The following is a 12,862-nucleotide window of genomic DNA, read 5'->3' as shown; positions in this document are numbered from 1 at the left end:
ACGGCCACCGCCGTCTGCACCGTCCTGCTCCTCGCCGTGGCCTCACCCGTCGCCGCGCAGGGCAGCGGTGGGAACGCTACGGACGAACCCGTGTACGTCCAGAAGCGGTGGATGGCAGCCTTCAACGGAGCCCGGCTGTCGCCCACCGCCCAAGTGCTGCCCGGGGCCTACCGGGACGCCTGGGAGCACATCAAGAAGATGCCGGTGGACGAGAGCCCGTTCACCGAGGTCACCACCCAGCCGCTCAACGGCGACGCGCCCCACTACCGCGACCGCTCCGCCTCCAACTCGGGCGGCGGGTTCGGCCATTCATCGGGACGCATATCCGCCCTCGCCCTCGACCCGGACCGCCCCGGCGTGCTGTACGCCGGCGGCGCCAACGGCGGCGTGTTCCGGTCCACGGACGACGGGGCGCACTGGACGCCGATCGCCGACCACATGCCGGCCCTGTCCGTGGGCGCGCTCGCCACCGGCCCCGACGGGGCCCTGTGGCTGGCCACCGGCGAGGCGACCACCGCCGCCGACAACTTCCTCGGCAGCGGCGTCTACCGGCTCGCCGATCCGCTCCACGACTCCTTCGAGGAGAGCGACCGCGTCGGCGGCACCGAACTGGACTCGTCCTCCATCGGCAGGCTTCGCTTCGACACCGAGGCCGGGTACGTCTTCGCCTCCTCCTCCCACGGCGTGTTCCGGCGTGCCCTCGCCGCCCCGCGGTCCGCCGCCTGGGAGCGGATCCTCGCGCCCTGCGCGGGCGTCGGCGTCACGGGGATCAGCTGCGGTGCGAGCAGCTTCTTCGCGGACGTCGCCAACGACCTGGCGATCGAGCCGGGCACCGGCGGCAAGCGGCTGGTCGCGAACCTCGCCTGGCGCAGCGGCGCTTCGTACAACGGCTTCTACTACTCCGAGGACGCCGGTACGACCTGGCGGCGCGCCAACCCGGGCGGAGCGATCAACCCGGCCGAGATCGGCAACGCCTCCTTCGCCTACTCCGCCGACGGCAGCCGGCTGTACGTGGTGATGGAGTCGCCCGAACTCCTGAACAAGGCGACGGGCTCGGGCGCCTCCTCCTCGCTGGCCGGCGTGTACGTGTCGAAGAGCGGCGCGGTCGACGGCCCGTACAGCCAGATCGCCACCTCCTCGAAGCTGGCCACCAGCGGCTCCGCGATGAAGATCACGAAGATCGGCGCGGGCTATCAGCCGGGCACCCAGGCCTGGTACGACCAGGTGATCGGCGTCGATCCGGCCGACCCGGACCATGTGTACGTCGGTCTGGAGGAGGTCTTCGAGTCGCGCAACGGCGGCTCCGACTGGCAGGCCGTGGGCCGCTACTGGAACTTCGGTCTCGACTGCTTCAGCTACGACCCGGCGCTCGACACCTGCGACCAGGACGTCATCCACCCCGACCAGCACGCGATGATCTTCTCGAACTGGAAGGGCGGCACCCCGGAGATCTACGTCGGCAACGACGGCGGCGTCTTCGCGCGCCCCCTCGCCCAGAGCCCCGGCAAGGGCTGGCGCAACCTCAACAAGAGCGGGACGCTGCGCACCCTCCAGTACTACTCCGTGGGCGTCGGTGCGCTCCCCGGCGGACAGGGCGACGCCGTCTGGGGCGGCCTGCAGGACAACGGCGTCAGCCTCCAGGTGCCGCAGGGCGCCACGTACACGCACCAGGGAGACGTCCAGCGGCTCAACCCGACGGGCGAGATGAGCGAGCCGTTCGGCGGTGACGGCGGCGACCAGCTGGTGAACCCGGACAACGGGTGCGAGACGGTCGGCGAGTACACCAACCTCGCGATGCAGATCACCCGCAACTGCGGTTACACGGCGAGCGCCGACGGCTCCGAGGACGTCATCACCGACATCGCCCCCGGCGACCCGGGCGCCCGCTTCATCGCCCCGTTCGGCGCGGACGGTGCGGACAAGGGCTACTGGGTGGCCGGAGGCCAGTACATCTGGGGCAACACCAAGACCTGGCAGACCACTTCGGGCGCCGACTGGGACCGCCTGTACGACACGGGCGCGGGCCGCTCCACCACGGCGCTCGACAGCCGGAACAGGGTCGTCTGGGCGGCCTGGTGCGGCTCCTGCAACCCGGGCACGTCCTTCGGCCGAGGCATCGTCACCAACCAAGGCGGCACCTGGCACCAGGTGACCCTGCCCGCGGACTTCCCGAACCGCTACATCGCGGGCATCACCATCGACCCGGCCGACACCTCGGGCAGGACCGTGTACGCCGTCGTCAACGGCTTCTCGCGGCACTGGAACGAGGGACCCGGCGCCGGCTACGGCCACATCTGGCGCACCACCGACGGCGGTGCCACCTGGCAGGACGTCAGCGGCCCGGCCTCCGCGTCCGACTCCTTCCCGGACGCCCCGGCCAACCGGCTCCTGATCACCTCGAACGGCACCCTGGCCGTCGCCACCGACCTCGGTGTCTTCACGAGCACTCCGTCCACCCCGGGGCACTGGAAGCGCCTCGGCCTGACCGACCCGGCCGCCACCGGCAACCTCCCGACGGCAGCGGCCCTCTACCTGGCCCCGAGCCCGGACGGCAGCGAGCTGTACGTGGCCACCCACGGGCGCGGCATCTGGAAGACCGGGATGCCGTAACCCACCTCACCCGCACGCCCGTCGCCGCCCCGCGTTCCGTACGAGCGCGGGGCGGCGACGTGTGTGCGTTCATCCCGACGGCCGCGTGCCTGAGCGGGACCGACCCGTCGCGGATAGTGTCGGTTCGTGCGCTGACGAGCACTCTGTGTGACCGCTCACCTGCGGACCCCCGCGGCTTTCGCGAGCGCCCACGGGGCCGTCCCGCGCTTCTCACATCGATCCCAGCCGAGTTCACCCCGACCACAGGGGTGTCGTTCCTCTGGAGGAACCATGTCGCATCATGGCCATCGACCCGACGGCAGCCGGCGCGCGAAGGACCCGGGCAAGGCATCGGGCATGCCCGTACCGGGGGCTCCCGGCACGGGCGCCCGGCCCACGACGGGGAGGACGGGCGAGATGCCGGTCCCGGGTATGCAGACAGCGGCCGGGAGCCCCGCGGCCGGGCAGATGCCGACACCCGGCATGAGGTCGGTGTCGGCGACCGGCGCGTCCGGGGGGATGCCGATACCGGGGATGGACCTGCCGTCCACGTCCGCGTCCACGCCCGCCGGCGGCGCGATGCCCATGCCGGCCGTCGGCATGAGCGGCGGCATGAGCGGCGGCATGAGCGGTGGGTCGGAACCGACAGGACGTCCTCCGAGCAGCAGCCGGTCCCCGCACGGCGGCGACTCCGCCCCCTTCCCGAGCGGGGCCGACTCCCCGGTGTCTCGTTTCGGCGGGCCCGGCGGCACGCTGCCGAGCGGTCCGTCGTACGAGCCGGGCGTCGTCGAGGTGGAGTTCCGGGAGAGCGTCACCCCGGCCGTCACCCAACCTCCTGACGGCGCGCCCCCCGAGGTACGCAGCCTCTCGGAAGGGACACTCGGCGAGTTCAACCGCATCCTGGCGGACAACAACCTCGTCACAGCCGAATCGACCTTCCTGATCACCCCGCAGGAAGCGACCGAGCGCCAGGCGAGCGAAGCCTCGCGAGGCTTCGACACGCCCAACCTGGCGCGGTTCGTCACTCTGCACTTCGCCGATGAAGCGGACACGGTCGCGATCGCACAGCGCCTGGACGCGCTGCCCGAGGTGGAGCGGGCGGTCGCCGTCCCCCTCGCCGTGCCGCCGACCGTCATGGCGGAACGCCCCGGAGGAGCGACCACGCTCGCCCCGTCGGCTCCGTTGGCCGAACCGCTGGTCGGTACGGGCGGCACCGTGGTCGTGGACACCGCCACCGGCCTGGAGAGCCAGTGGTACATCTTCCGCTGTGGCGTGAACCAGGCGTGGGGTACGTCCACCGGCAGCGGAGTGGTGATCGCCGACGTCGACTGGGGCTGCCGGACCTCGCACAACGACCTCGCCGCGCACATCACCAAGACGCACAACGCCTTCGACGGCGGCGCCGACGTCACGGGCGGAGACGTCTCTCACGGGACGGCCGTCATGGGGCTGGCCGGTGCCGCGGTCAACCATGTCGGCATGGCGGGCGTCGCCTACGACTCCACGCTCTGGGCGGTGCGGGCGGATTCGGGGACGGGTCCGGCACTCGGCGGCAACGCCTGGGCCCGGGGCATCGACTGGGTGCGCACCACCGACAGCGGTGGCAGACGCAAGGTCGTGATCCTCGAAGTCCAGACCGGAGCGTACGGGAACTACGAGTACGTGCCGTCGGTCAACGCGGCCATCAGGTCGGCGATCGCCGCAGGCGTGGTCGTCTGCGTGGCGGCGGGCAACGGCGACCGCGACGCGGGCATCGGCGACGACGGCAAGCCGATCCCCGAGACGGGGTCGATCCTGGTCGGTGCCACGGCCTATGACGCGTCGGTCAACAAACGCGCGTGGTTCAGCAACTACGGCCCCCGGATCGTCGTGTGCGCACCCGGCGACGCCTCGCACGACGTGACCTGCGACAGCAGCGCCGACACGGCGTACCGCAACGCCTTCGGCGGCACCTCCGGCGCGACTCCGAAGGTCGCCGGTGCCGTCGCGCTGATGCTGTCCGCGAACCCCGGGCTCAGTCACGCCGAGGTGCGCCAGATGCTCAACGCGACGGGAACCGCTGTCACCCCGGACCCCGGCAAGGACATCGGTACCTTCCTCAACGCCGGTGCAGCGGTACGGGAGGCTTCCGAGCAGGCGGCCGGCCGGCTGGAGATCTTCGCCCGTGGCGGCGATCAGGCGCTCTGGCACATGTGGCAGACGGCGCCGAACAACGGCTGGTCGGGCTGGGAGTCCCTCGGCGGCTGGATCGATCTTCTCTCGACGGCGCGCAACGCCGACGGGCGGCTGGAGATCTTCGCCCGCGGGGCCGATCAGGCCGTGTGGCACATGTGGCAGACGGCGCCGAACAACGGCTGGTCGGGCTGGCAGTCGCTCGGCGGCTGGATCGACAACCTCAAGATCGGCCAGAACATCGACGGGCGTCTGGAGATCTTCGCCCGGGGTGCCGATGGAGCGGTGTGGCACAAGTGGCAGACCGCGCCGAACAACGGCTGGTCGGGCTGGGAGTCCCTCGGCGGCTGGATCGACGAGCTCGACATCGCCCGCAACGCCGACGGCCGGCTGGAGATCTTCGCCCGCGGGGCCGACCAGGCGCTCTGGCACAAGTGGCAGACCGCACCGGGTGGCGGCTGGTCGGGGTGGGAGTCCCTGGGCGGCTGGATCGACCGCCTTTCGACGGCGCGTAACGCCGACGGGCGGTTGGAGATCTTCGCCCGGGGTGCCGATGGGGCGGTGTGGCACATGTGGCAGACGGCGCCGAACAACGGCTGGTCGGGGTGGGAGTCCCTGGGCGGCTGGATCGATCTTCTCTCGACGGCGCGCAACGCCGACGGGCGGTTGGAGATCTTCGCCCGGGGTGCCGATGGGGCGGTGTGGCACATGTGGCAGACGGCGCCGAACAACGGCTGGTCGGGCTGGGAGTCGCTCGGCGGTTGGATCGACGAGCTCGACATCGACCGTAACGCCGACGGGCGGCTGGAGATCTTCGCCCGGGGTGCCGATGGAGCGGTGTGGCACAAGTGGCAGACCGCGCCGAACAACGGCTGGTCGGGCTGGGAGTCCGTCGGAGGCTGGATAGACCGTCTCGCCGTGGCTCAGAACGCGCCCTGAGCGACACCGCTGAGTGACCGGGGTGCCCGGTGGGGCAGTCTCCTCGCCAGGCACCCCGCCCTCTTTCCCGCCGGACGCGCCGACGAGCACCCTGGGCCGCGCAAACCTAGCGTGGACGGTGGGAACCGACGGCCGGAACCGACACGACGGAGGGACCACGGGCATGAACGCCGGTATGGAGAAGGCCAAGGGCAGGATCAAGGAGATCGCCGGAAAGATCACCGGCCACGAGCGCCTTGAGGCCGAGGGCAGGACGGACCAGGTGAGAGCCAAGATCCGTGAGAAGGCGACGAGTGTCCGTCGGCGGGCCGAAGGCATCAGGGACTCGTTCAAACACGACCGCTCCTAGCGCGGGCGCGGGCGTGGAGGGGGACCGCTTCCGCCGCCTGCCCGACGTATGACGGCACGGCGGCACGGCGGCACGACGGCCGGCCGAGGAACGGCCGGCGTCACCGCGTCGTGCTGCTCCACCCGGCCGTGCCGGAGTACGAGTCCAGCAGGTCCACCACGAAGATCAGGGTCGAGCCCGCCGGGATCGACGGCGAGGGCGACTGGTTTCCGTAGCCGAGACGCGGAGGAACGATGATCTCGCGCCGGCCGCCGACCTTCATGCCCCTCACCCCGCGGTCCCAGCCCTTGATGACCTTGCCACCTCCCAGGGCGAACTTGTACGGCTCGCCCCGGTCCCAGGAGGCATCGAACTCCTTCCCGGACTCGAAGGTCACCCCGACATAGTGAACCCTGACCACCATGCCCGGCTTCACCTCGGGCCCTTCCCCGACGACCAGGTCCCGGACGGTCAGCTCGGTGGGAGCATCACCCTCCGGAACGTCGACCTCGGGCTTCGTCGGTTCGCTCACTGCACCCTCATCACTCTCCGCCGGAAGCCCTCGCACGGGCCGGCCGGACACATGGACCTCAAAGCTACCGAAGATCCAGACGTCCTCCGTATGCTGGTGGTACGCGCGCCGCAGGGGCCACCGGGCGGGGAGCGACCCGATCGGCCGGGAAGAGGTGCATGCTGGGGCACCAGCAGTGGTGGAGTTCCTGTCTGGAGGCCGAAAAGGTGAACGGCGGCAAGGGGAGACGACGCCGGGCAGCCCGCGCCTCGGCCGGGAGGGGCGCCGCGTCGCACCGCTCGGCCGCTGCCCGCAGGCGGCTCGGACGGACCGGCGGCGAGGTCCCCCTCGACCGGCTCACCACGCGCGGCCGGCTCGCCTGGCTGAATTCCGCCGGCTCCAGGATCGGCACCAGCCTCGACCTGGAGCGCACCGCCCAGGAGCTGGCCGAGTTCACCGTGCCCGGCTTCGCCGACGGAGCCGCCGTCGACATCCTGGAGAGCGTCCTGCGGGGCGACGAGGGCTCACGGTGGACGGGAACGGGTGTTCCGCTCATGCGGGCCATCGCGCTGAGCACCGTCGAGGAGCTGTCCTCCCTGGAACCCACCCCGGTGGGCGAGACCTTCGTCCGCACCGAGGAGGCGCACGAGACGCTGCTCCACCGCTACTGCCTGCGCCAGGGCAGGCCGGTGCTGGTGAGCCGCATGCGCAACGACGACTTCACCAAGGTCGCGCCGACCGCGAGCGCCGCGGCGAAGATGCGTGCCGCCGGAGTGCACAGCTATCTCGCGGTGCCGCTGATCGCCCGCGGGCTGCTGCTCGGCAGCGTGGACTTCGTCCGCGGACCCGGAACACCGCCATTCTCCTCCACCGACCTCGCACTGGCGGAACAGCTGGCCTCCCAGGCCGCCGTCTCCATCGACAACGCCCGGCTGTACGGGCGCGAGCGCGAGCACGTCGTCTCGCTGCAACGTACGCTGCTCCCGCGCGCGACCCCGGTGACACCCGGGTTGCGCGTCCAGGCCGAGTACGCGCCCCCGAAGGGCCACCAGGGAGTGGGCGGGGACTGGTACGACGTCATGGCCCTGCCCGGCGGACGTACGGCCCTCATGGTGGGCGACGTCATGGGCCACGGGCTGCCCGCCGCCGCCACCATGGGCCGTCTGCGGGCGGTGGCCCGCACCCTCATGACCCTGGACATGTCCCCGGAGCGCGTCCTGGCCCGGCTGGACCTCGCCACGCGTGACCTGGAGGACGAGCAGGTCGCCACCTTCCTCTGCGCCGTGTTCGACCCGGCCGACTCCACCTACACGCTGGCCAACGCGGGGCACCTGCCACCGCTGCTCGTCGACGGACAGGGCTCCGTCGAGTTCGTGGACGTGCCGGTCGGCGCGCCGCTCGGCGCCGGAGTGATCCCGTACGACCGGATCCACGTGAAGGTCCCGGCGGGCGGCAGCCTGGTCATGTACACGGATGGTCTCATCAAGTCCCGGCACTGGGACGTGGACCACCAGCTGAACGGTCTGCGCTCGGCGGCGCGCGGCCTGCCCCCCGAGGCGCTCGAAAGCGGCGGTTTGTTCGACTGTGCTCCCGCTGACGCCATTCGTTTCGACGAGGCCGTGCTCCTCGTCGCGACGACGGCGACGACGACGGCGACGACGACGGTGACGAGGGCGACGGCCGCGACGGCCGCGACGGCCGCCTCGGACGGCGCGGCCGAGCTGTGCGAGTGGCGGTTGCCGAAGGAAGGGCGCGCGGCGTCCGTCGCCCGGGGCCTGGTCACGGACCAGCTCGCCGAGTGGGATCTGACGGAGCTCGCCGATGTCTTCGAACTCGTCGTGTCCGAACTCGTCGGCAACGCCCTGCGTTACGGCAACGGCCCTGGCAGGCTCCGCCTGCTGCGCGGCGAGCGCCTTGTGGTGGAGGTCTCGGACACCGGCCCCGACCTGCCCCAGATCCAGCACGCGGATCTCGGCGACGAGGGCGGCCGGGGCCTCCAGCTCATCAACATGCTGTGCCGCAGATGGGGTTCGAGTCGCACCGCGACCGGCAAAGTGGTCTGGGCGGAACACGACCTGCCCTCCTGAGGACTGGGCGGGCGCACGTCGACATGGCTGTGCCCGCCGGTGGAGGAAGCGGCGGGCACAGCCATGTCCGGAGCGGTGTCAGGCGCCTGCCCTGCGCTTGTTCCACACGTCGAAGCCGACCGCCGCGAGCAGCACGAGGCCCTTGATGACCTGCTGCCAGTCGGTGCCCACCCCGACCAGGTTCATGCCGTTGTTGAGCACACCGAGGACGAGGCCGCCGATGATGGCGCCCAGAATGGTGCCGACACCGCCGGTCATCGACGCCCCGCCGATGAACGCGGCGGCGATGGCCTCCAGTTCGAAGTTCACCCCGGCCTTCGGCGAGGCCGCGTTGAAGCGCGCCGCGAAGACGAGACCGGCGAGCGCCGCGAGCATCCCCATGTTGAGGAACACCGCGAACGTCACCTTCCGGTCCTTCACCCCGGACAGCTTCGCGGCGGGCAGGTTGCCCCCGATCGCGTACACGTGCCGCCCGATCACCGCGTTGCGCATCACGTATCCGAAGCCGACCAGCAGTACGGCCAGGATCAGGAGGACCACCGGGGCGCCCTTGTAGCTGGCGAGGAGCAGGGTCGTGACCAGGACGGCTGCGACGAGCGCCGTCACCTTCAGCGCGAACAGGCCCGTGGGGAGCGTCTCCAGGGCGAACTCCCGCTGCCGGCGGCGGTCCCGTATCTCCTGGAACACCACATAGGCGATCAGTCCCAGGCCGAGGAGCAGGGTCACGTTGTGGTAGTTGGTCCGCGGCCCCACCTCCGGCAGGAAGCCGTTGGCGATCTTCTGCAGTCCGTCCGGGAACGGACCGAGCGTCTGCCCCTTGAGGAAGATCTCCGTGAGCCCGCGGAACAGGAGCATGCCGGCGAGGGTCACGATGAACGAGGGTATGCCGACGTACGCGATGAAGAATCCCTGCAGGGCTCCGGCGACCGCTCCGAGGAGCAGGGTGAGGAGCACCGCGACGGGCCAGGAGACATGGTGCTGGACCATCAGCACCGCCCCGATGCCGCCGACCAGGGCCATCAGGGAGCCCACCGACAGGTCGATGTGTCCGGCGATGATGACGATCATCATGCCGATGGCCAGGATGAGGATGTAGCTGTTCTGCAGCACCAGGTTGGAGACATTGCGCGGCAGCAGCAGGTCGCCGCCCGTCCAGATCTGGAACAGCAGCACGATCAGGCCGAGCGCGAAGAGCATCCCGTACTGGCGCATGTTGCGCCGGACGCCGTCCAGGAGCACCCCGGCCAGCGGCGTGCCACGCGTCGTCGGGGCGCCGCCCGGGGGAGCCGGGGCGCTCTTGTCCATGCCGATGTCGGTGCTCATGCCTGGTGTCCTTCGCTGGGGGCGGTGCTCGCGGTTCGGGCGGTGCTCGCGGTGCCGGCCGCCGGTGTGGGGGAGTCCTGCGTCATGTGCCGCATCAGGACCTCCTGGGTGGCGTCCTCGCGGGAGACCTCGCCGGTCAGCCGTCCCGCGGCCATGGTGTAGACGCGGTCGCACATGCCGAGCAGTTCGGGCAGCTCGGAGGAGATGAAGAGGATCGCCTTGCCCTCGGCGGCGAGCCGGTCGATCACGGTGTAGATCTCGAACTTGGCTCCCACGTCGACTCCGCGCGTCGGCTCGTCGAGGACGAGCACGTCGGGACCGGCGAGGATCCACTTGCTGAGCACGACCTTCTGCTGGTTGCCGCCGGAGAGCCGGCCGACCGGTTCGAGGACGTTCGGCGCCTTGATGTTCATGGTCCGCCGGTACCGTTCGGCCACCCTGCGCTCCTCGTGCCCGTCGACGACCCCGCGGCGGGCGAGGGCGCCGAGCGACGCGAGCGAGATGTTCCGGCTCACCGAGTCCGCGAGGTTGAGCCCGTAGTGCTTGCGGTCCTCGGTGACGTACGCGATGCCGTGGGCGACCGCCTCGGGAACCGTGCGGGTCCGCACCTCGCGGCCGTCCCTGAGCACCGCGCCCCGCTCGTAGTGCCCGTAGGAACGGCCGAAGACGCTCATCGCGAGTTCGGTGCGGCCGGCCCCCATGAGTCCGGCGACGCCGACGATCTCCCCGCGGCGGACCCGGAGCGAGACGCCGTCGACGACCTTGCGGCCGCGGTCGAGCGGATGCCGTACGGTCCAGTCCCGGATCTCCAGGGCGGGCTCGGCGTCGGCCGGGCCCTCGTACGGCGTGCGGTCGGGGAACCGGCTGTCCAGGTCCCGGCCCACCATGCCGCGGATGATGCGCTCCTCGGTGGTGGCCGGGTCCCGGACGTCGAGGGTCTCGATGGAGCGCCCGTCGCGCAGGATGGTGACGGAGTCGGCGATCCGGGCGATCTCGTTGAGCTTGTGCGAGATGATGATCGACGTGATGCCCTGATCCTTCAGCTCCCGCATCAGCCGCAGCAGCTTCGCGCTGTCCTCGTCGTTGAGCGCCGCGGTGGGCTCGTCGAGGATCAGCAGACGTACGTTCTTCGCCAGCGCCTTGGCGATCTCCACGAGCTGCTGCTTGCCGACCCCGATGTCGGCGACCCGGGTCTCGGGGTGTTCGTCGAGACCGACCCGCCTGAGCAGTTCGGACGCCCGGCGCAGCGCCTCGTGCCAGTCGATGACGCCCCGTCGGGACGGCTCGTTGCCGAGGAAGATGTTCTCGGCGATCGACAGATACGGAACGAGCGCGAGCTCCTGGTGGATGATGACGATGCCGTGCTGCTCGCTGGCCCTGATGTCCTTGAAGCGGCAGGGTTCGCCGTCGAAGAGGATCTCGCCCTCGTACGTGCCGTGCGGGTGGACGCCGGACAGGACCTTCATGAGGGTCGACTTCCCGGCCCCGTTCTCCCCGCACAGGGCGTGCACCTCGCCCCGCTCCACGGACAGGGTCACCTCGGAGAGCGCCCTGACCCCGGGGAAGGTCTTGACGATGGACCGCATCTGGAGGATGGGCGGTGTCATCGCAGGGCCCCGGCGTCGATGTAGCCGGAGTCGACCAGGACCTTCTGGTAGTTGGACTTGTCGACGCTCACCGGGTCGAGCAGGAAGGCCGGGACCACCTTCTTGCCGTTGTCGTAGGTGCTGTCGTCGTTGATCTCGGGCTTCTTGCCGGCGAGGACGGCGCTCACCATGTCCGCGGCGACCTGTGCGAGCGCGCGCGTGTCCTTGTAGACGGTCTGCGTCTGCTGGCCCGCGATGATCGACTTCACGGAGGCGACCTCCGCGTCCTGGCCGGTGACGACCGGCAGCGGCTTGGCGGCGCTTCCGTAGTCGTCGGACTTCAGGGCGGACAGGATGCCGATGGAGATGCCGTCGTAGGGGGACAGTACGGCGTCGACCCGGGCCGTGGCGTACGAGGAGGTCAGCAGGTCGTCCATGCGCTTCTGCGCCGTCCCGCCGTCCCAGCGCAGCGTGGTGACCTGGTTGAGCTGGGTCTGCCCGGACCGTACGACCAGCTGCTTCTTGTCGAGGTAGGGCTTCAGCACCTTCATGGCGCCGTTGAAGAAGTACTTGGTGTTGTTGTCGTCGTTGGACCCGGCGAACAGCTCGATGTTGAGGGGGCCCTTCTTGGCGCCGCCCTTCAGACCCAGCTTGTCGACGATGTACGTGGCCTGGAGCTCGCCGACCTTCTCGTTGTCGAAGGAGGCGTAGTAGTCGACGTGCGGGGAGCCCAGGATGAGCCGGTCGTAGGAGATCACCGGGATGTGGGCGTCCGCCGCCTGCTGCAGGACGTTGGACAGGGCCTCGCCGTTGATGGCGGCCACGACCAGGGCATCGACGCCCTGGGTGATCATGTTCTCGATCTGGGCGACCTGCTGGTCGGGGTCGTCCTCTCCGTACTGAAGAGTCGTGGAGAAACCGGCCTTCTTCAGGCTCTCGGTCATGTTCCGGCCGTCGGCGATCCACCTCTCGGAGGACTTGGTGGGCATGGCGATGCCGATGGTGAGGTCCTTCTTGTCCTTCGACTCCTGGCTGCCCCCTTCGCTGTTCTGCCCGCAGCCGGTCAGGAGCAGGGCGCCGCTGGTGGTCACGGCCAGGAGGGCGGATACGGATCGGAACTTCTTCATGGGCGTTACCCATCCCGTCGTCGAGGGCGGCTCCGACCGGGGACGGGCTCGACGGCAGCGCGATTCCTCGCACCACCGGGACGGCGCCGTTCCGGCTGGGTGACCGGGGCGTCGGCGCCGCGGTCGAGCTAGATTGTTAGCGCTAACAACAGCGTGATACAAGAGGCGCTAAGGTTTTTCTCGAATCGATGCTCAGTCGT

General features: G+C 70.3%; 8 protein-coding genes. 4 read left to right on the top strand and 4 right to left on the bottom strand.

What is annotated here, in order from left to right; genetic code table 11:
• Positions 1-111: 111 nt before the first annotated feature.
• The 3 genes from AB0C73_RS14585 to AB0C73_RS14575 all read left to right on the top strand — a co-directional run bounded on the left by AB0C73_RS14585 (position 112) and on the right by AB0C73_RS14575 (position 6,049).
• A complete protein-coding gene (locus AB0C73_RS14585) occupies positions 112-2,610 on the top strand; it encodes a glycosyl hydrolase (RefSeq protein ID WP_362529067.1) in 2,499 nt (832 codons plus the stop codon).
• A 513-nt stretch (positions 2,611-3,123) separates the two neighbouring features.
• A complete protein-coding gene (locus AB0C73_RS14580) occupies positions 3,124-5,700 on the top strand; it encodes a S8 family serine peptidase (protein ID WP_362529064.1) in 2,577 nt (858 codons plus the stop codon).
• A 163-nt stretch (positions 5,701-5,863) separates the two neighbouring features.
• Entirely contained in the window at positions 5,864-6,049 is a 186-nt protein-coding gene (locus AB0C73_RS14575; protein WP_362529061.1) for a CsbD family protein, read from the top strand.
• A 100-nt stretch (positions 6,050-6,149) separates the two neighbouring features.
• Here the strand turns inward: AB0C73_RS14575 and AB0C73_RS14570 are convergent, their stop codons facing one another.
• Positions 6,150-6,560 (bottom strand): FKBP-type peptidyl-prolyl cis-trans isomerase, encoded by a 411-nt coding sequence (locus AB0C73_RS14570; protein WP_362529059.1) that lies wholly within the window; start codon positions 6,558-6,560, stop codon positions 6,150-6,152.
• Between the two features lie 158 nt (positions 6,561-6,718).
• Between AB0C73_RS14570 and AB0C73_RS14565 the strand changes: the two genes are divergently transcribed.
• Positions 6,719-8,626, top strand: coding sequence for a SpoIIE family protein phosphatase (locus AB0C73_RS14565; protein ID WP_362529056.1), 1,908 nt, complete (start codon positions 6,719-6,721; stop codon positions 8,624-8,626).
• Positions 8,627-8,704: 78 nt separating this feature from the next.
• Here AB0C73_RS14565 and mmsB read toward each other — a convergent pair whose 3' ends face one another.
• From mmsB to chvE, 3 genes are read right to left on the bottom strand one after another with little or no spacing between them, the layout of a single operon-like run.
• Positions 8,705-9,949 (bottom strand): multiple monosaccharide ABC transporter permease, encoded by a 1,245-nt coding sequence (gene mmsB, locus AB0C73_RS14560; protein WP_362529054.1) that lies wholly within the window; start codon positions 9,947-9,949, stop codon positions 8,705-8,707.
• Positions 9,946-11,556, bottom strand: coding sequence for a multiple monosaccharide ABC transporter ATP-binding protein (gene mmsA, locus AB0C73_RS14555; RefSeq protein ID WP_362529051.1), 1,611 nt, complete (start codon positions 11,554-11,556; stop codon positions 9,946-9,948). Before mmsA ends, mmsB begins: the two co-directional genes overlap by 4 nt.
• A complete protein-coding gene (gene chvE, locus AB0C73_RS14550; protein ID WP_362529048.1) occupies positions 11,553-12,662 on the bottom strand; it encodes a multiple monosaccharide ABC transporter substrate-binding protein in 1,110 nt (369 codons plus the stop codon). Before chvE ends, mmsA begins: the two co-directional genes overlap by 4 nt.
• Positions 12,663-12,862 lie beyond the last annotated feature (200 nt).

The organism is Streptomyces sp. NPDC048623 (assembly GCF_040650755.1).
GTDB lineage: Bacteria > Actinomycetota > Actinomycetes > Streptomycetales > Streptomycetaceae > Streptomyces.
Note: the sequence above shows the minus strand (reverse complement) of the source record. Positions and strands in the feature narration are given on the sequence as shown.

Excerpts from the sequence above, each read along its gene's own strand:
- mmsB (WP_362529054.1), bottom strand. The coding sequence starts at position 9,949 with ATGAGCACCGACATCGGCATGGACAAGAGCGCCCCGGCTCCCCCGGGC.
- AB0C73_RS14565 (WP_362529056.1), top strand. The coding sequence starts at position 6,719 with ATGCTGGGGCACCAGCAGTGGTGGAGTTCCTGTCTGGAGGCCGAAAAG.
- AB0C73_RS14585 (WP_362529067.1), top strand. The coding sequence starts at position 112 with ATGGCAGCCTTCAACGGAGCCCGGCTGTCGCCCACCGCCCAAGTGCTG.
- chvE (WP_362529048.1), bottom strand. The coding sequence starts at position 12,662 with ATGAAGAAGTTCCGATCCGTATCCGCCCTCCTGGCCGTGACCACCAGC.
- mmsA (WP_362529051.1), bottom strand. The coding sequence starts at position 11,556 with ATGACACCGCCCATCCTCCAGATGCGGTCCATCGTCAAGACCTTCCCC.
- AB0C73_RS14580 (WP_362529064.1), top strand. The coding sequence starts at position 3,124 with ATGGACCTGCCGTCCACGTCCGCGTCCACGCCCGCCGGCGGCGCGATG.
- AB0C73_RS14575 (WP_362529061.1), top strand. The coding sequence starts at position 5,864 with ATGAACGCCGGTATGGAGAAGGCCAAGGGCAGGATCAAGGAGATCGCC.